The organism is Actinoallomurus liliacearum (assembly GCF_039542035.1).
GTDB classification, from domain to species: domain Bacteria; phylum Actinomycetota; class Actinomycetes; order Streptosporangiales; family Streptosporangiaceae; genus Actinoallomurus; species Actinoallomurus liliacearum.
On the sequence record NZ_BAABHJ010000005.1, the window covers coordinates 1042038 to 1059037 of the forward strand.

Consider the following 17000-nt stretch of genomic DNA (forward strand, 5'->3'; position numbering starts at 1 on the left):
ACGAAAGGGAAACGCAACTGTGATCGCGCATGTCCTCGGCGCCCGGCCGAACTTCGTCAAGGCGGCGCCGGTGATCGCCGCGCTGTCCTCGACGGGCCGCGAGCAGCGGGTGATCCACACGGGCCAGCACTACGACGAGCGCATGTCGGAGGTGTTCTTCCGCGACCTCGGCCTGCCCGAACCCGACGTGAACCTGGAGGTCGGGTCCGGCAGCCACGCCGCCCAGACCGCCGCGATCATGGTGGCGCTGGAGAAGGAGTTCATCGAGCGTTCACCCGAGCTCGTCATGGTGTACGGCGACGTGAACTCCACCATCGCCGCCGCCCTCGTCGCGGCCAAGCTGCACATCCCGGTCGCCCACGTGGAGGCGGGACTGCGCAGCTTCGACATGACCATGCCCGAAGAGGTCAACCGCCGCCTCGTCGACCAGCTGTCCGACCTGTGCCTCGTCACCAGCCCGGAGGCCGTCGGCCACCTCGCGGCCGAGGGCGTCAATGTCGAGCGGATCCACTTCGTGGGCAATCCGATGATCGACACGCTGCTCGCGAATCTGGACAAGTTCGACACCGAGGCCGTGCGGCGGGCGTACGACCTGCCCGCGCGGTACGTCGTCGCGACGCTGCACCGGCCCGCGAACGTCGACGACCCGGAGATCGCGGCCGGCCTGGTCAAGCGGCTGCACGAGATCGCCGAGCTGGTGGACGTCGTCATGCCGGTGCACCCGCGCGGCCGGAAGGTGCTCACCGAGGCCGGCCTGGACGCGCACCCGCGCGTGCGGCTGCTCGAACCGCTCGGCTACGTCGAGTTCGTGGCGGCCGTACGCGGAGCGGCGGCGGTCGTCACCGACTCCGGCGGCGTGCAGGAGGAGACGACGATCCTCGGCGTCCCGTGCCTGACGCTCCGGCCCAACACCGAGCGGCCGATCACGATCACGCACGGCACCAACCGGCTCGTCACCGCCGACGACGTCGTTCCGGCGGTCACCGAGGCCCTGGCGGCCGGCCGTGGCGACCGGGAGCACCCGCCGCTGTGGGACGGCCACGCCGGCCCGCGCATCGCCCGCGTCGTGGAGGGATGGCTCGGTGGCTGACCGGCAGGTGGCCCGGCTCAAGGCGGCGCTGGCCGACCGGGAGGCGCGGGTCCAGATCCTCGAGGCGCGGGTCGCCGCTCTAGAGGGCTCCACGTCCCTCAAGGTCGGCCGGGCCGTCACCGACGCGGCCCGCAGGCCCGGCAAGGGCGTCGTCCAGCTGCCGCGTGAGCTGTATCGCATGTGGCGGCACCGCGGCGCGCCGAACGTCGTGACGTCCGTGGACGCCCGAGAACGCCCGATGTTCACCGCGCGCGACGAGGACCGGCTGATCGCGGCGGCGCCCGCGACCGGTCTCGTGGTCGCCGGCGTGCTCGGCCCGGCCGCCGCCGAGGCCCTGGCGGACGTCGCGCACGTCGTGCCGCTGATGCCGCACGACGCGGCCCTCGTCCTCGACACGACCGACGTCGACCTGGTGATCGTCGACGCCGCCGCCGGGGCGCCCGGCGGGCCGTGGGCCTACCTGGGCGTCCCCGGCGTCCCCGACCGCGACCGGGCGCTCCTCGCCCTGATGAGCGTGGCCCACGACCGGGGCCGTCCCGTCGTGCTGGCCGGCTCCGCCCCGGCCATCGCCGGGTTCGGCTGGGACGCCACCGTGCCGCCCGGCACGCCGATCGCCGACGCGCTGCCCGGCCTGTGCGCCCGGTTCGGCATCGAAGAACTCTCATGATCCTGCGAGAAGGAGAACGCGTGCGCGCTCTCGTGTACGGCGACGTCGATCTCAACCTCATCGACGGGTCGGCGATCTGGGCCCAGGGGATGGTGCAGGCGCTGCGGCTCGCCGGCGTCGAGGTGACCTTCGTCCTCAAGGCCCCGGTGCGGACCGCGCGCCTCGTCGAGCCGCTCGAACAGCTGGCCGGGGTGACCGTACGCCGGCGGCCGGACGAGGCGACCACGTCGCTGACCGTCGAGGAGGCGGCCGGGCTGCTCACCGAGCTCGACGCCGAGCGGCCGTACGACCTGATCGTCGTGCGCGGGAAGCGGCTGGCCGTGCGACTGACCGCGACGCCCCTGGCCGGGCGGCTGTGGACGTACCTCACCGACGTGCCGCAGACCGTCGCCGACCTGGACGGGAGGACGCGCGGCGAGCTGGCGGCGGTCGCCAAGGCGTCCCGGTTCCTGCTCTGCCAGACCGAGGAGCTGCGCTGCCACCTGGAAGGGGTGCTGCACAAGGCGACGGGCAAGTGCGTGCTGTTCCCGCCGGTCGTCGCCCTCCCCGACGGTCTCGAACCGGCGGCGGAGCGCGCCCCCGGCCGGCCGCTGCGGCTGGTCTACACCGGCAAGTTCGCGCCGCGCTGGAACACCTACGAGATGACCGCGCTGCCGCGGCGGCTGGCCGCCCGGCAGATCGACGCCGAGCTGCACATGATCGGCGACAAGATCCACCACGACAGGAAGGACCCGGGCTTCTCCCGCCGCATGCGCGTGGCCCTGGAGTCGACGCCCGGTCTGACCTGGCACGGCGGCCACCCGCGCGCCGAGGCGATGCGGGTGTCGGCCGGCTGCGACGTAGGGCTGTCCTGGCGTCACCCGGAGCTCGACGCGAGCCTGGAGCTGTCCACCAAGGTCCTGGAGATGGGGGCGCTCGGCCTGCCGGTGGTCCTCAACCGCACCCCGATGCACGAGAACCTCCTCGGCGCGGACTATCCGCTGTTCGCCGCGACCGAGGACGACGTCGTCGACGTGCTCGCGGACGTGACCGACCCGGAGGTCTACGCGCTCGCCCGCCGCCGGTGTCTCGACGCCGCGCGGGCGTTCACCCTCGACGCGGCGGCCGACCGGCTCCGTACGTACCTGGGGCAGGCGTTCCCCCCGCCGCTGCGAGCCGACGGGGCCGGGCGCAAGACGCGGATCGTCGTGGCCGGGCACGACCTGAAGTTCTTCACCCGGCTGCTCGACCACATCGGCGCGCTCCCGGACGTCGAGGTGCGCGTCGACCGCTGGCCCGCCCTCGGCACCCACGACCCGGAGGTCAGCACGGAGCTGGCCGAGTGGGCCGATGTGATCATCTGCGAGTGGTGCGGCCCGAACGCCGTCTGGTACAGCGAGTGGCGCAAGAAGCACGGCCGCCCGGACCAGCGCCTGATCGTGCGGCTGCACCGCTTCGAGCTCTACGGCGCGTGGCCGGGACGGCTGGACATCGACCTGATCGACCAGGTCGTCTGCGTCAGCCCGTCGTACGCGGAGCTGACGCGCAAGATGACCGGCTGGCCCGCCGAGAAGATCACCGTGATCCCCAACTGGGTGGACGTCGCGCAGTTCGACCGCGCCAAGCTCCCCGGCGCCCGGTTCCACCTCGGCATGATCGGGATCGCGCCGTGGCGCAAGCGCCTCGACCTGGCCGTGGACGCCCTGGAGGAGCTGCGCCGGCAGGACCCGCGGTTCACGCTGTTCGTGAAGTCGAAGCTGCCCTGGGACCTGCCGTGGATCTGGAACCGCACGGAGGAGCGGGAGGCGTTCGAGGCGCTGTTCCGGCGGATCCGGCGGTCACCGCTGCTCGCGCGCTCGGTCGTCTTCGACCCGGCCGGGCCGGACGTCGCCGCGTGGCTGCGCCGCGTCGGTTTCGTGCTGTCCACCAGCGACGACGAGAGCTTCCACCTGGCGCCGGCCGAGGGCATGGCGTCCGGGGCGGTGCCCGCGCTGCTCGGCTGGCCGGGCGCGGACACCATCTACGACCGGCGCTGGATCCACGAGTCGCCGGCCGCGATGGCGCGGGGGATCGCCGCGATGGTCGCGGGGGGCCGGTGGGACGAGGAGAGGGCGCAGGCCCACGCGGAGGTCGCGCGGTCCTACGCCCTCGATCTCGTCGGCGAGCGGTGGGTGGAGCTGCTCAGGCCCTCTTCGGCCGCCGCAGCGGCACGAACGCCCACGACATATCCGGCTCAAGCGCCCAGTGCATGACCTTGCGCACCGGCGGGGTGCAGAGCAGCGTCGCCACCACCGCGCCGGTCGCCGCGGTCACCAGCACGCCCGGGATGGTGTGCAGGAACGACACGTCGTACCAGCCCATGTACTCCATCAGCTTCGTGAGGAAGCCGTGCAGCAGGTAGGCGTACAGCGTGGCGCCGCCGAGGCCGGTGAACCACGTCTGCTTGGCCGGCACCATGGTCAGGAACGCCGTCACCAGGATGGTCGCCGCGATCATCAGGCCCAGGCGCATGCCCGTGCCGGTGAGGTTGTTCACGTGCATGTGGGCGTTGGGGCTGCGCCAGTACACCCACTCGGTCGTCATGTGGCGGTCGGCGACGAAGAAGGTGAAGACGAACCCGAACAGGAGCGTCAGCGCCCCCAGCACGCGGGCCTTGGTCTGCTTGAGCAGGTCGAAGTGCTCCTGCTTGAGCATGAGGCCCAGGACGTAGAACGGCACGAGGCCGAACGTGCGGTGCATCTCCAGCTCGTCCGGCAGGTCGCTCATGCCCGACAGCAGGGAGATGATCAGGGCCACCAGCACCGGCCAGCGGATCTGCTGCCACACCGGCGTGGACAGGCGCCACAGGAACAGCGCCATCAGGAACCAGGTGAGGTAGTACGGGTCGAGCAGGCTGATCTGGAAGGCGGAGTGGCCGACCGCCCAGTGGTACGTGGAGTACGCCGTCTCGAAGACGATGTACGGGACGCCCAGGTTGGTGATCAGCTTGCGGGCCTTGCCCCCGGAGAACGTGAAGTTCCGGGAGAAGTAGCCGGTGATCACGATGAACACCGGCATGTGGAACGTGTAGACGAACAGGTACAGGGCATGCGCGAACCGGACGTCGCGCAGGTTGACGATCGAGTGGCCCATCACGACCAGGACGATCGCCAGGAACTTGGCGTTGTCGAAGAACGGGTCCCGCCGGCGGCGCGCGCGGGGCGCGGGCACGGCGGGCAGCGCGGGGGAGACGGCGTACAGGTCGGGGATCGTTGGCGGGGACGACGACGGGTAATGGGCGTAGTTCGCGGTCGGCGAGGTCATCGATTCCAGAAAGTGGAGGCGGAGTTCCGGACCCCGGGGAGATCACGGGGCTCAGAAACGACCATACCGACACTCGGAGGCACACGCAGGACAACGGCCGAGCTATGAGGAACCTCTCAGGAACGGCGCGGACCGGCGGGTCTAGGACTTGTCCGAGCAGACGTCGGCGGCGGCGTTCACCGCTCCGGCGGCGCTCGAGGAGGGGATCTCGGCCGACTGCGCGCTCTTCAGCCCCTGCCAGTCGGGGCCCAGGACGAGGTCCACGGTCCCGGCCGGAGTGTCCTGTCCGGCGACCGGCTTGGCGTTCGGGACGACCTGGGCGAGGGCGGCGGCCTGCTGGTCGGCGCCGGTGCCGTAGCGCACCTCGGTCGTGCTCGGCTTCGTGCCGGTCAGGGTGCCGACCTTGACCACCTGGTAGCCGCGCGCCTTGAGCTGGTCCCCGGCCCGTCCGGCGAGCCCGGGGGTCGCCGTGCCGTTGAGGACCTCGACCTTCACCTGCGCCGGCGGGATCTTCACCTTCTTGGTGGCGGCCTGGGCCTGCACCTGGTTGTCGTTGCGGATCGCGGCGAACAGGTTGTCCGCGTCCGGCTGCCTGAACGCGACGCGGTTGATATCGGGCGCGTACGCCCCATTCGGCACGGTGATGAACTGCACCTTGCCGGCCGACATGCCCTGCACGCTGCCGGCGACCTTCTTCATCTCGTCGACGGTGAAGTCCTTGTCGGTGGTGACCGACTTGGTGGCGGCGTCGAGGAAGCTCAGCAGCTTCGACGGGTTGGTCAGTGTGCCGTTGCTCGTCGCCTTCTTCACGACGGCGCCGAGGAACTTCTGCTGGCGCTTGATGCGGTCGAGGTCGGAGCCGTTGCCGAGGCCGTGGCGCGTGCGGACGTAGGCCAGCGCCTGCTCGCCCTTGACGACGTGCCGCCCGGCGGACAGGTACAGCTTGCTGCTCTTGTCGGCGACGCGCTTGGGCAGGCAGATCTCGACGCCGCCGAGGGCGTCCACGACCCGCTTGAACCCGGAGAAGTCGACCTTGACGAAGTGGTCGATACGGATCTTCGTCAGCGCCTCGAGGGTCCGGATCGTGCAGGCGGCGCCGCCGTTGTTGAACGACGAGTTGATCATGGCGACGCTCTGCGCCGGGATGGTGCGGCCGCTGCTCGTCTTGCAGGAGGGGATCGGCACCATCGAGTCCCGGGGGAAGCTGATGCCGACGGCCTTCTTCCCCCCGGGGGACAGGTGCAGCAGGATCATCGTGTCGGAGCGCTCGCCGACGTCCTTGCCGTACTTGGCGTTCGCGCCGTTCCGCTGGTCCGAGCCGATGAGCAGGACGTTCAGCGCGTTGTTGAGCTTGGGCGGGCGCTTGCCGCCCAGCTGGGCGGCGACGTCCTCGTGCTTGATGTTGCCTTCGAGCTTCCGGTAGGCCGCGTAGGCGGCCAGGCTCGTGCCGACGAGGACCACCGCCATCCCGATGGACGCCCAACCGATCACGCGCCACCAGATCCCCCGCTTCGGCGGGGGACCGGACGCATGGTCCTGGCCCAGGTAGTCGTAGTCGCTGATCATCGGCCCCATCGGCTCGGCATTAATCCATGTAACGGGCGATCCGGTCAGATCACGGATGTCACATGTTCTACTGAGATTCGGCGTTCCAAACCTGTCTTGTCGAGGTTTTGGCAGATTATTACTGATCCACCCGAGGTCAAAGGCCCCAGCAGACCTTTCAGGAGACCCTCAGGTGTGTCGAATCCCACAGTCGTGAGCACCCGGCTACCCTCCGGCGTGCCCAACGCGCGGGCCTCCGCGAGGAGTTCCGTCCCCGTCAGGGTCCGCCCGGCGAACTCCACCACCGGGGCGCCGGCATCGAGGACGCCGCCGGAGAAACGGTCGCCGTACGCGCGCACCTCCACCGCGTAGTCGATGACGCCCGGCGGGCACTCCGCCAGCGGCGCGCCGAGCGAGTCCAGGGACAGACCGACGACGTCGACGGCCGAGCGCGCCGCCTCGGCCAGCCGGGCGGGCTCCGCCGCTACGATGTCGGCGTCGCCCGGGATGGCGCCGTCGCCGACCGGCACCGCCGTCAGCCCGGCCGACCAGCATGCGAACAGCCAGACGGCGGTCTGCCAGTGCCCCGGAAGGGCGAGGGCCACCCGTCCGGACGGTACCGCACCGAGCCCGTCGACCAGGAGGTTCGCGGTCTTGGCCACCCAGTTGTCGAACGTCTTCACCGACAGTTCGACGCGATCTCCGGTGGCGTCGTCGTAGAAGGTGACGAGCGGACGGGACGGGTCGGCGGCCAGGGCCCCGCGCAGGAGCTCAACGGGATGTGACATGAAAGTGAAGATTACGGCCACTCGGCCGTCAGGCTCGCGCGGCCGTTACTCTCCGGACTCGATGGACGACAACGACGGAGGTTCCGGAGCATCCCGGGCGGACCTCCTCCTCGCCCGGATCACCGTCATCCCGGCCCTGCTCCTGGCCTCCTGGCTGGCGGTCGCCCTGCCGCTGCTGATGGCGGGGATCTTCCGGCCCTGGGCGGCGATCCCGCTGTACGTACCGGTGGCGGCGGTCACGCTCAGGTTCGGCCTGCGGGCCGTACGGCCCACCGGCCTGACGATGGGCCGGGCCTCCTGGCGGCCGGTGGCGTGGCTCCTCGTGATCGCGGCGGCGTTCGGCGCGCTGCAGCTCGTGATGTGCTCCCAGCAGATCGTCGTGCGCCGCGACCCGGCGTCGTACTTCAACTTCGCGACCTGGCTGGCGGGCCACGGCTCGCTGCCGATCCCGCAGATGCGGTGGGCGTTCGGCGGCGGGGACGGCGCGCTGACGTACGGCAGCCCGGCGTTCTACCAGCGCGGCGGCGTGCTCGTCCCGCAGTTCATGGCCGGGATGCCGCTGACCGTCACGCCGGGCGGCTGGCTCGGCGGACCGTACGCGACGCTGGCGATGATGCCGCTGGTCGGCGCGCTGGCGCTGATCTCGTTCGCGGGCCTGGCCGCCCGGCTGATCGGCTCGCGCTGGGCGCCCGTCGCGGCGCTGGCGCTCGGGCTGACCTGGCCGATGATGATGATCTCCCGGTCGATCTACAGCGAGACGGGCGCGCTGATTCTCATGTTCGGCGGCGTGTCCCTCACGCTCGACGCGGTGCGCGCGGGCCGCCGCCTGCCGGCGCTGCTCGGCGGGCTGTCGCTGGGGCTGACGATCCTCGTGCGCATCGACGGGGTGCGCGACGTGCTGCCGGTGGTGGCGTTCGCGGGGTTGCTGCTCGCGCTGCGGCGGCGCGTCGGCCTCCCGCTGCTGGCGGGCCTGACGGCCGGCGTCGGCGCGGGACTGCTCGAGGGCTTCGTGATGTCCCGGCCCTACCTGCACTACCTGGGCGCGTCGCTGTATCCGCTGCTGCTCATCGCGGTCGCGGTGGTCGCGGCCTCGGCGGTCGCGAGCCTGGTGATCCGCCGCTGGGGGCTGCCGGACCTCACGAGGTTCCGGCTGCCGGACCTGGCGGTCCCGGCGACCTTCGCGATGCTGGCCTTCTTCGCCGCCCGCCCGATGCTGCAGACCGTGCGCCGGGTGCCGAACAACCCCGACGACCGGGTCAACGCCTCCTTCATCGCCGCCCTGCAGCGGTCCCAGAACCTGCCGCTCGACCCGAACCGCCAGTACTCGGAGCTGAGCCTGCACTGGGTGGCGTGGTACATCGGGATCCCCGCCGTCCTGCTGGCCGCCGTGGGCGCCGCGGTGGTCCTGCGCGACCTGCTGCGGCGGCGCCGCACCGCCTGGCTCCTGCCGTACGCGCTGATCGTCTGGACGACGCTGGCGACCCTCTGGCGGCCCGGCATCACGCCCGACCATCCGTGGGCGAGCCGCCGCCTCATCGGCATGGTGATCCCCGGCCTGCTCCTGCTCGCGCTGTGGGCCGTCGCCTGGACGGCGCGCCACGCGCGGCGGTTCGTCCCGGGCCGCGCGGCCACGACCGGCGTGGCGGTCGTGGGCGCGCTGATGATCCTGGTACCGACCGCATGGGCCTCGGCGCCGATGGCGGTGACGCGGACCGAGGAGCGCGAGGTGTCCCAGGCGCAGGCGATGTGCCGGGCCATCGGCCCGAACGCCTCGGTGCTCTTCATCGAACGCGTCACCGGCGACCGGTTCGCCCAGCTCATCCGCGGGATGTGCGGCACGCCCACCGCCCGCGTGCGCATCGCCGCCGGGTTCAAGACCGCACCGGAGAACGACGTGCGGCGAGTGATCCAGAAGGTCGTCGCGGCCGGCCGTCGTCCGGTGCTGCTGGGCGCCGACTCCATCGACGTCGAGCCGTACGGCCGGGCCGAGCGGGTCTTCCACGTCCACACCCGCCGGGACGCGAGCACCCTGGTGTCGGCCCCCCGGGGCACGTGGTCGCTCACGATCAACGTCTGGATGACCGATCCCGTGTACAGAGGGTGAACGTTGCGTACGCTTGGAACCGTGCACCGGAGCGGGCGACTATCCTCGCCGGGCGTGACTACCACGCCCCATGTGACGATCGTCCTGCCGTGTTACAACGAGCAGGATCACGTCATCGACGAGGTCGAGCGCATCTGCAAGGCGATGGACGCCAGCGGGCACACCTATGAGCTGCTGGCCGTCGACGACTGCTCGACCGATGACACCCTGGCCCGGCTCGAGGCGGCGGCCCCGCAGTTCCCGAACATGCAGGTCGTGCCGTTCCACCGCAACGGCGGATCCGGCACCGTCCGGCGGATCGGCTCCCAGCAGGCGCGAGGCGACATCGTCGTCTGGACCGACGCCGACATGAGCTACCCGAACGAGCGGATTCCCGACCTGATCGACATCCTCGACCAGGACCCGACCATCGACCAGGTCGTCGGCGCCCGCACCACCGAGGAGGGCACCCACAAGTTCCTGCGGGTGCCGGCCAAGTGGTTCATCCGCAAGGTGGCCGAGCGGCTCGCCGGGCAGAAGATCCCCGACCTGAACTCCGGACTGCGAGCCTTCCGCAAGGACGTCGCCGAGCCCTACCTGAAACTCCTGCCGCCCGGCTTCTCCTGCGTCACGACGATCACGTTGGCGTTCATGTCGAACCAGCACGACATCCGCTACGTCCCGATCGACTATTTCAAGCGGTCCGGCAGCTCGAAGTTCCACTTCGTGCACGACGCCTACCGCTACATCCTGCAGGTGCTGCGGATGGTGATGTACTTCAACCCGCTGAAGGTCCTGATGCCGCTCGCGCTGTGGCTGCTGGGACTCGGCGTGGCCAAGGGCATCCTCGACATGATCCTGCACCCCCTGCGGTTCGCGATCAACACGGTGCTGATCTTCGTGACCGGGCTGATCATCGCGTCGATGGCGTTGCTGGCCGACTTGATCGTGCGATCGCGGGGAGACACGTGAGGATCGCGATCATCGGGCCCGCGTTCCCGTACAAGGGCGGTGGGGCCCACCACACGACCGAGCTCGCGCACCGGCTGGCCGCCGCCGGACACGACGTGACCCTGGAGTCGTGGAAGGCGCAGTATCCGTCCTTCCTCTACCCGGGCGAGCAGACGATCGCGACTCCGGAGGGCGAGCCGTTCCCCGGCACCCGGCACGCGCTGGCCTGGTACCGCCCGGACGGCTGGCTGCGCATCGGCCGCCGCCTGCGCGCCCAGGACCTCGTCATCCTCGTCGTGCTCTCGCCCGTGCAGGTCCCGGCCTACCTCGGCATGCTGCTGGGCCTGGGCGGCCGGGACGGCCAGGGCCCGCGCGTCCTGGCGCTGTGCCACAACGTCCTGCCGCACGAGCGCAAGCCGTACGACGTGCCGCTGATGCGCCGGCTGCTGACGGGCGTCGACGGCGCCCTGGTGCACTCCGCCCAGCAGGCGCAGCTCGCCCGCGATCTGGCGCCGGGCACGGCGGTCCGCACGGCCGTGCTGCCCGCGCACCTGCCGACGCCCCCCCAGGGGACCAGAGTGTTCACGGGCGCGCCAGAGGGCCCTCACGAGCGTCTGCTGTTCTTCGGCATGGTCCGGCCGTACAAGGGCCTGGACGTGCTGCTGCGGGCGCTCGCGCGGGTGGACGGCGTCGCGCTGACCGTGGCGGGGGAGTTCTGGGGCGGCGCGGACGAGACCCGCGCGCTGATCTCCTCGCTGGGACTGGAGGAGCGGGTGGAGCTGCGGCCGGGATACGTGCCGGCCGCCGAGGTGCCGGAGCTGTTCGCCGGCGCCGACGCGCTCGTCCTGCCCTACCGGACCGCGACGGCCTCGCAGAACGTCTTCATGGCGTACGAGCACGGCATCCCCGTGATCGCCACACGCGCCGGCACCCTCGCGGACCACGTCCGGGAGGGCGTCGACGGGGTGCTGTGCGAGCCGGACGACGTCGACTCGCTGACCGAGGCGCTGAGCCGCTTCTACGCGCCGGGCGAGCCGGCGCGGCTGCGGGCGGGCGTGCGGCCCGTCGACTCCGAGCCGCACTGGACCGCCTACCTCGAGCAGCTCCTCACAGCCGGCCCGCTCATGCCGAGCGGGGCCGACGGTGAGGCGCGGTCGGCCTAGGACTAGCCGATGTGCGGCGTGATCGACTTGAGCAGGGCGCGCTTGGGCTTGGCGCCGGTGATCTGCTCGACGACCTCGCCGCCCTTGAACAGCAGGAGGGTCGGCAGGCCGAGCACGTTGTACTTGCCCGGGGTCGCCTGGTTCGCGTCGTAGTCGAGCTTGGCGATCTTGAGCTTGCCGGCGTACTCGGCGGCGATCTCGTCCAGGATCGGCGCGATCATGCGGCACGGCCCGCACCACGACGCCCAGAAGTCCACCAGCACGGGCGTGTCGCTGGCCAGGACCTCCTGGTCGAAGGTCGCGTCGGTCACGGTGATGGGTTCGGTGGCCACGCCAGCCATTATCTCTCCTTCCGGTACGCCGCCGAGTGCGGCGTCGGGCGACACGGATCACAAGGCCGGTGGCCCTGGCGATATTCCAGCGGGCAGAGATTAGTCGACCGGGCCGGCGACCGGCTCCACTTCGTCCTCCGCGAGGACGGGGTGTCGGGTACCCAGGAGTACGGCGGCGCCCGCCCACGCGAGGTCCGCGACCGTGAGCACGACGCGGGAGGCGAGCGCGACGACCAGCGGCGCGCCGGCCGCCGGCAGCACCGGCCCCAGCGTCACGGTCAGCGCGGCCTCCCGCACGCCCACGCCGCCCGGCGCGATGATGATGATGAAACCGGCCGTGAAAGCGAGGGCGTACGCCCCGGTGGCCAGGAAGAGGCCGTGCCCGCCGGCCGCCCGCACGAGCAGCCACGTGTGCGCGCCGAACAGCAGCCAGCCCACCGCCGTCCAGGCCACCGCGCGGGCCATCGTGCCGAGCCCGGCGGCGCGGGCCAGCGGCGGTCGGCGCACCAGGCGCAGCGCGCGGTTCAGCGCGAACGCCAGGATCCGCGGGTGCAGCATGGCGAGGAAGATCGGCGCGAGGGCGAGCAGCCACCAGTAGCGGCGGGTGGCGTCCGGCGAGGTCAGCGGTAGCGTCACGGCGGCGACCGCGCAGCCGGTGGCGACCGTGGTGGCCATGGACAGCACGCCGGCGCTCGCGCCGCGATCGCGCGGCACCCGGTGCTCCTTGGCCAGCTCCATCTGGGCGACCAGCGCCCACACCGACCCGGGGATGTACTTGCCGAGCTGGGAGACGAAGTAGATCCGCACCGCGGCCCGCAGCGGCAGCGGCGAGCCCAGGCCGGCCAGCAGGCGGCGCCACGCGAGCATCCACGCCCCGAGGCCGAGCACGCCCGCCAGCAGTGCGGCACCGGCGTACGGCCAGGACAGCCGGGTCAGGGCGTCGCGCGTGTCGTCCCAGCGGGCGAACAGCCCATAGCCGCAGAAACCGAGCGCGACGACGACCAGGGCGACGCGCGCCAGGCGGCTCGCTCGCAGGCGGGAGATCACCCCGCCAGACTAGTCGGTACGCGCCGATGAACACTCGGTGATCAGCGGGTACACAGTCCGCCGGGGCCGTAAAGTGAACGCGATGAAACTCAACGACGCGAAGGCCTTCGTCGGCCACCAGGTGCACGTGTGCCGTTTCCGCGAGGCCGGGACCCTCCTGCGCTGGATGGGCGACGACCTGCGCGGCAAGCGAGTGCTCGACGTGGCCGGCGGCGACGGCTACTGGGCCGGGCAGGCCCGCAAGCGCGGCGCGCACGCGGTCTCGATCGACCTGGCGCGCGGCAAGATGCTGTACGGCCGGACGCTGAAGCACCCGCCGGCCCTGATCGAGTGCGACGCGCTGAAGCTGCCCTTCGCCGACGGCACCTTCGACGCGGTCCTGTCGGTGTGCGCGATCGAGCACTTCGACGACGGCGGCACGGCGCTGGACGAGATGTCGCGGATCCTGAAGCCGGGCGGCGAGCTGTTCATGTCCGCCGACGTGCTCAGCCGGTCGCGTGAGTGGCCCAAGCTCCGTGCGGCGCACTGCGCGAAGTACCACGTGCAGCACACCTACACGCATGAAAGCCTCGGGCAGCTGCTGGCCGACCGCGGGATGGAGCTCGCCGAGTACTCCTACCAGTTCCGCACCAAGGCGACCGAGCGTCTCTACCTCTCGCTGTCGGCGTACGGCGGCCGGGCCGGGTTCAACGCCGCCGCGCCGCTCACCCCCCTGGTCGCGCTCGCCGACCGGCGGAGCCCGAACGATCGCGGCAGCATCGTCCTCATCAGGGCGCGCAAGAAGGGCTGACGTCCCCCTGTCGACGATCGATCGGCGTAGGCTTCCGATCGGGAGTGATCCCGACCACATTGGCACCGGACGGAGGGGGCGACTGACACCGTGGTGCCTCGTGTGCTGATCGACGCGACCGCCATAGCCGCCGACCGCGGCGCGCTCGGCCGCTACGTCGACGGGCTGATCGGCGCGCTGCACCGCGCGGACGCCGATCTGGCCGTCGTCTGCCAGCGGTCGGACGAGGAGCGGTACGGCCAGTTGGCGCCGAAGGCGCGGGTCGTCGCCGGCCCGACCTCGATCGCGCACCGCCAGGCGCGCCTGGCGTGGGAGCAGACGGGCCTGCCGCTCGTCGCCCAGCAGGTGGGCGCGCACGTCATCCACGCGCCGTACTACTCGATTCCGCTCCGGCCGGGTCTGCCGACCGTCGTCACGGTCCACGACATGGCGTACTTCACCGACCCGGAGGAGCACAACCCGGTCAAGACGACGTTCATCAGGTCGGCGACGCGCACGGCGGTGCGGCGCGCGACCCGGGTGATCGTCCCGTCCAAGGCGACCCGCGACGATCTCGTCCGGCTGCTCGGCGCGGACCCGACCCGGATCGACGTCGCCTACCACGGTGTCGACCACACGATCTTCCATCCGCCGACCGAGGAGGAGCGGCGACGCGTCTCCGACCGGCTCGGCCTGCACGGGCGGACCTACATCGCGTTCCTGGGCGCGCTGGAGCCGCGCAAGAACGTCCCGAACCTCATCCGCGGCTGGGTCCGGGCGACGGAGGGCCTGGAGGGGCCGCCCGCGCTGATCCTGGCCGGCAGCGGGGGCTGGGACGACGAGCTGGACGCCGCGCTGGCCGACGTCCCCGCCCACCTGAGGGTCATCCGGCCGGGTTACCTGCCGTGGCCGTCGCTGCCGGGCTTCTTCGCCGGGTCGCTGGCCGTCGCCCTGCCCAGCCGGGGTGAGGGGTTCGGCCTGCCGGTCCTGGAGGCGATGGCGTGCGGCGCCACCGTGCTGACCACGCACCGCGCCTCGCTGCCGGAGGTGGGCGGCGAGGCCGTCGCCTACACCGAGCCCGGCATCGAGGACATCGCGACGGCGCTGCGGGCGCTGATCGACGATCCGGAGCGGCGGCGGCGGCTCGCCGAGGCGGCGCACGTCCGTTCCCGGGAATTCACCTGGGCGGCATCCGCCGAGGCTCATCTGGCGGCGTACCAGCGCGCCGTCGAACAGTAAGGTGACTGGCCGGTACTCATGAGGGAGGGGCATCCTGGAAGCGATCCTGCTGGTCGGCGGTAAGGGCACGCGGCTGCGGCCGCTGACGATCTCGACGCCGAAGCCACTGCTGCCGACGGCCGGGGTGCCGCTGCTGGAGCACCAGCTGCGCAAGGCGAGCGCGGCGGGCATCCGCCGGGTCGTGTTCGCCACCTCGTACCGCGCCGCGATGTTCACCGAGGCGTTCGGCGACGGGTCGCGGTTCGGGCTGGAGCTCGTCTACGTCACCGAGGACGAGCCGCTGGGCACGGCCGGCGCCATCCGGAACGCCGCCGCGAAGCTGACCTGCGACGACCACAGCCCGGTCGTCGTGCTGAACGGCGACATCCTGTCCGGCCACGACCTGGTCTCCCAGGTCGCGATGCACGAGAAGTCCGACGCGGCCGTCACGATGCACCTGACCCTGGTCGACGACGCCCGGCGCTACGGCGCGGTGCCGACGACCTCGGAGGGCAAGGTCATCGCGTTCGTGGAGAAGTCCCCGAAGCCGCCGACCAACCAGGTGAACGCCGGCTGCTACGTCTTCCGCCGCTCGGCGATCGACGTGATCCCCACCGGCCGGGTGGTGTCGGTGGAGTACGAGACGTTCCCGGAGCTGCTCGCCTCCGGCGAGACGATCATGGGGTACGTCGAGGGCGCGTACTGGCTGGACGTCGGCACGCCGGCCACGTTCGTCCAGGGCTCCTGCGACCTGGTGCTCGGCCGGATGGAGTCGCCCGCCGTGCGGCCGGGCGGGGGCGTGCTCTTCCTCAATGGCTCGATGGTCGCCCCGGAGGCCGCCGTCTCCGGCGGCACGACCGTCGGCGCCGGGGCCGTGGTCGAGTCCGGCGCGACCGTGGAGTCCAGCGTGCTGTTCGACGGCGCCGTCGTCGAGCGGGGGGCGCGGGTGTCGCGTTCGGTGCTCGGCCGGGGCGCGCGGATCTGCGCGGGCGCGGTCGTGTCGGACGCCGTGATCGGCGACGGCGCGATGGTCGGCCCGGGCAACGAGCTGCGTGACGGGCTGCGGCTGTGGCCCGGCGTGCAGCTGCCGGAGACGGCCGTGCGGTTCTCCGCCGACGTGTAGGGACTCGACGTGCTCACCCGCGAGGCCTCCTCGACCCGGACCTGGCGTCCGCCGTGGCCGGTCGACGTGCGCCTGACGCTGGCGCCGCACCGGCGGGGCACCGGCGACCCCGCTTTCGCCGTGACGCCCGACGGGGCGGTGTGGCGGGCGTCGACGACCCCGGACGGGCCGGGCACCCTGCGGCTGCTCGGGCGCGGCGGCGAGATCGAGGCGGAGGCGTGGGGGCCCGGAGCGTCCTGGCTGCTCGACGGCGTGCCCGACCTGCTCGGCGCCGCCGACGACCCCGAATCGTTCCGGCCGGAGCACGAGGTCCTGCGCCGGGCGAGCCTGCGCCTGCGGCACCTGCGCGTCGGCCGGACCCGCAACGTCTTCGAGGCGCTCGTCCCGGCGGTGCTCGAGCAGAAGGTCGTCGGCAAGGAGGCGTGGCGGGCCTGGCGTTACCTCGTGCGCCGGTTCGGCGAGCCCGCGCCGGGTCCGCTGGATCTGCGGGTGCCGCCTCCGCCCCGGACCTGGGTCACGATCCCCTCCTGGGAGTGGCACAAGTCCGGCATCGAGGCGGTCCGGGCCCGTACGATCATCGGCGCCGCGCGGGTGGCGAGCCGGCTGGAGGTCGGCGACACGCTGGAGGCGGACCGGCGGCTGCGTTCACTGAGCGGCATCGGCGTGTGGACGTCGGCGGAGGTGCGGCAGCGCGCCCTCGGCGACGCCGACGCGGTCTCGGTCGGCGACTACCACATCCCCGGAATCGTCGGCTGGGCGCTGAGCGGCCGGAAGGTCGACGACGCGGGCATGCTCGAACTGCTCGCGCCGTACGCCGGCCACCGCTACCGCGTCACCCGCCTGCTGGAGCTGTCCGGCGCGACCCCACCGCGCAGGGGCCCGCGGATGTCCGTCCGCGACTACCGCCACTTCTGACCCGCCGGGGGCAGTGAGAACACCGGA

The 17000-nt window shown here is 71.9% G+C and carries 15 protein-coding genes; 10 read left to right on the forward strand and 5 right to left on the reverse strand.

Annotated features, from left to right (window positions below):
• The first annotated feature begins 22 nt into the window (after nt 1-22).
• Genes wecB through ABD978_RS12855 form a run of 3 tightly spaced genes read left to right on the forward strand, consistent with a single transcriptional unit; the run spans nt 23 to nt 3988 of the window.
• Nucleotides 23-1090, forward strand: coding sequence for a non-hydrolyzing UDP-N-acetylglucosamine 2-epimerase (wecB, locus tag ABD978_RS12845; protein ID WP_345353695.1), 1068 nt, complete (start codon nt 23-25; stop codon nt 1088-1090).
• Nucleotides 1083-1757, forward strand: coding sequence for a hypothetical protein (locus tag ABD978_RS12850; RefSeq protein WP_345353348.1), 675 nt, complete (start codon nt 1083-1085; stop codon nt 1755-1757). The genes wecB and ABD978_RS12850 overlap by 8 nt, the downstream gene beginning before the upstream one ends.
• Nucleotides 1754-3988 (forward strand): glycosyltransferase, encoded by a 2235-nt coding sequence (locus tag ABD978_RS12855; RefSeq protein WP_345353350.1) that lies wholly within the window; start codon nt 1754-1756, stop codon nt 3986-3988. Before ABD978_RS12850 ends, ABD978_RS12855 begins: the two co-directional genes overlap by 4 nt.
• Here the strand turns inward: ABD978_RS12855 and ABD978_RS12860 are convergent.
• From ABD978_RS12860 to ABD978_RS12870, 3 genes are all read right to left on the reverse strand, one after another.
• A complete protein-coding gene (locus ABD978_RS12860) occupies nt 3918-5039 on the reverse strand; it encodes an acyltransferase family protein (RefSeq protein ID WP_345353352.1) in 1122 nt (373 codons plus the stop codon). The two genes, ABD978_RS12855 and ABD978_RS12860, sit on opposite strands and share 71 nt — an antisense overlap.
• Before the next feature lie 141 nt (nt 5040-5180).
• Entirely contained in the window at nt 5181-6614 is a 1434-nt protein-coding gene (locus ABD978_RS12865) for an LCP family protein (protein WP_345353354.1), read from the reverse strand.
• A 35-nt stretch (nt 6615-6649) separates the two neighbouring features.
• Entirely contained in the window at nt 6650-7372 is a 723-nt protein-coding gene (locus ABD978_RS12870; protein ID WP_345353356.1) for a TIGR03089 family protein, read from the reverse strand.
• A 61-nt stretch (nt 7373-7433) separates the two neighbouring features.
• On the opposite strand from ABD978_RS12870, the gene ABD978_RS12875 reads away from it, so the two are divergent.
• From ABD978_RS12875 to ABD978_RS12885, 3 genes are read left to right on the forward strand one after another with little or no spacing between them, the layout of a single operon-like run.
• Entirely contained in the window at nt 7434-9476 is a 2043-nt protein-coding gene (locus ABD978_RS12875) for a hypothetical protein (protein ID WP_345353358.1), read from the forward strand.
• A gap of 54 nt (nt 9477-9530) precedes the next feature.
• On the forward strand, nt 9531-10427 hold the full coding sequence (locus ABD978_RS12880) for a glycosyltransferase family 2 protein (protein WP_345353360.1): 897 nt from the start codon (nt 9531-9533) through the stop codon (nt 10425-10427).
• Nucleotides 10424-11569: a glycosyltransferase family 4 protein gene (locus ABD978_RS12885; protein ID WP_345353362.1), complete on the forward strand. Its 1146-nt coding sequence runs from the start codon at nt 10424-10426 to the stop codon at nt 11567-11569. The genes ABD978_RS12880 and ABD978_RS12885 overlap by 4 nt, the downstream gene beginning before the upstream one ends.
• Before the next feature lie 2 nt (nt 11570-11571).
• Here the strand turns inward: ABD978_RS12885 and trxA are convergent, their stop codons facing one another.
• Together trxA and ABD978_RS12895 are read right to left on the reverse strand one after the other, a co-directional pair.
• Nucleotides 11572-11901, reverse strand: coding sequence for a thioredoxin (gene trxA, locus ABD978_RS12890; protein WP_345353364.1), 330 nt, complete (start codon nt 11899-11901; stop codon nt 11572-11574).
• Between the two features lie 99 nt (nt 11902-12000).
• Complete coding sequence (locus tag ABD978_RS12895) at nt 12001-12948, reverse strand: lysylphosphatidylglycerol synthase transmembrane domain-containing protein (RefSeq protein WP_345353366.1); 948 nt, start codon at nt 12946-12948, stop codon at nt 12001-12003.
• An 82-nt stretch (nt 12949-13030) separates the two neighbouring features.
• Between ABD978_RS12895 and ABD978_RS12900 the strand changes: the two genes are divergently transcribed.
• From ABD978_RS12900 to ABD978_RS12915, 4 genes are all read left to right on the forward strand, one after another.
• Nucleotides 13031-13738, forward strand: coding sequence for a class I SAM-dependent methyltransferase (locus ABD978_RS12900; RefSeq protein WP_345353368.1), 708 nt, complete (start codon nt 13031-13033; stop codon nt 13736-13738).
• A 102-nt stretch (nt 13739-13840) separates the two neighbouring features.
• Complete coding sequence (locus ABD978_RS12905; RefSeq protein ID WP_345353370.1) at nt 13841-14956, forward strand: glycosyltransferase family 4 protein; 1116 nt, start codon at nt 13841-13843, stop codon at nt 14954-14956.
• 49 nt (nt 14957-15005) lie between these two features.
• On the forward strand, nt 15006-16058 hold the full coding sequence (manB, locus tag ABD978_RS12910) for a mannose-1-phosphate guanylyltransferase (RefSeq protein ID WP_345353696.1): 1053 nt from the start codon (nt 15006-15008) through the stop codon (nt 16056-16058).
• A gap of 9 nt (nt 16059-16067) precedes the next feature.
• On the forward strand, nt 16068-16973 hold the full coding sequence (locus ABD978_RS12915) for a DNA-3-methyladenine glycosylase family protein (RefSeq protein WP_345353372.1): 906 nt from the start codon (nt 16068-16070) through the stop codon (nt 16971-16973).
• The last annotated feature ends 27 nt before the right edge of the window (nt 16974-17000 follow it).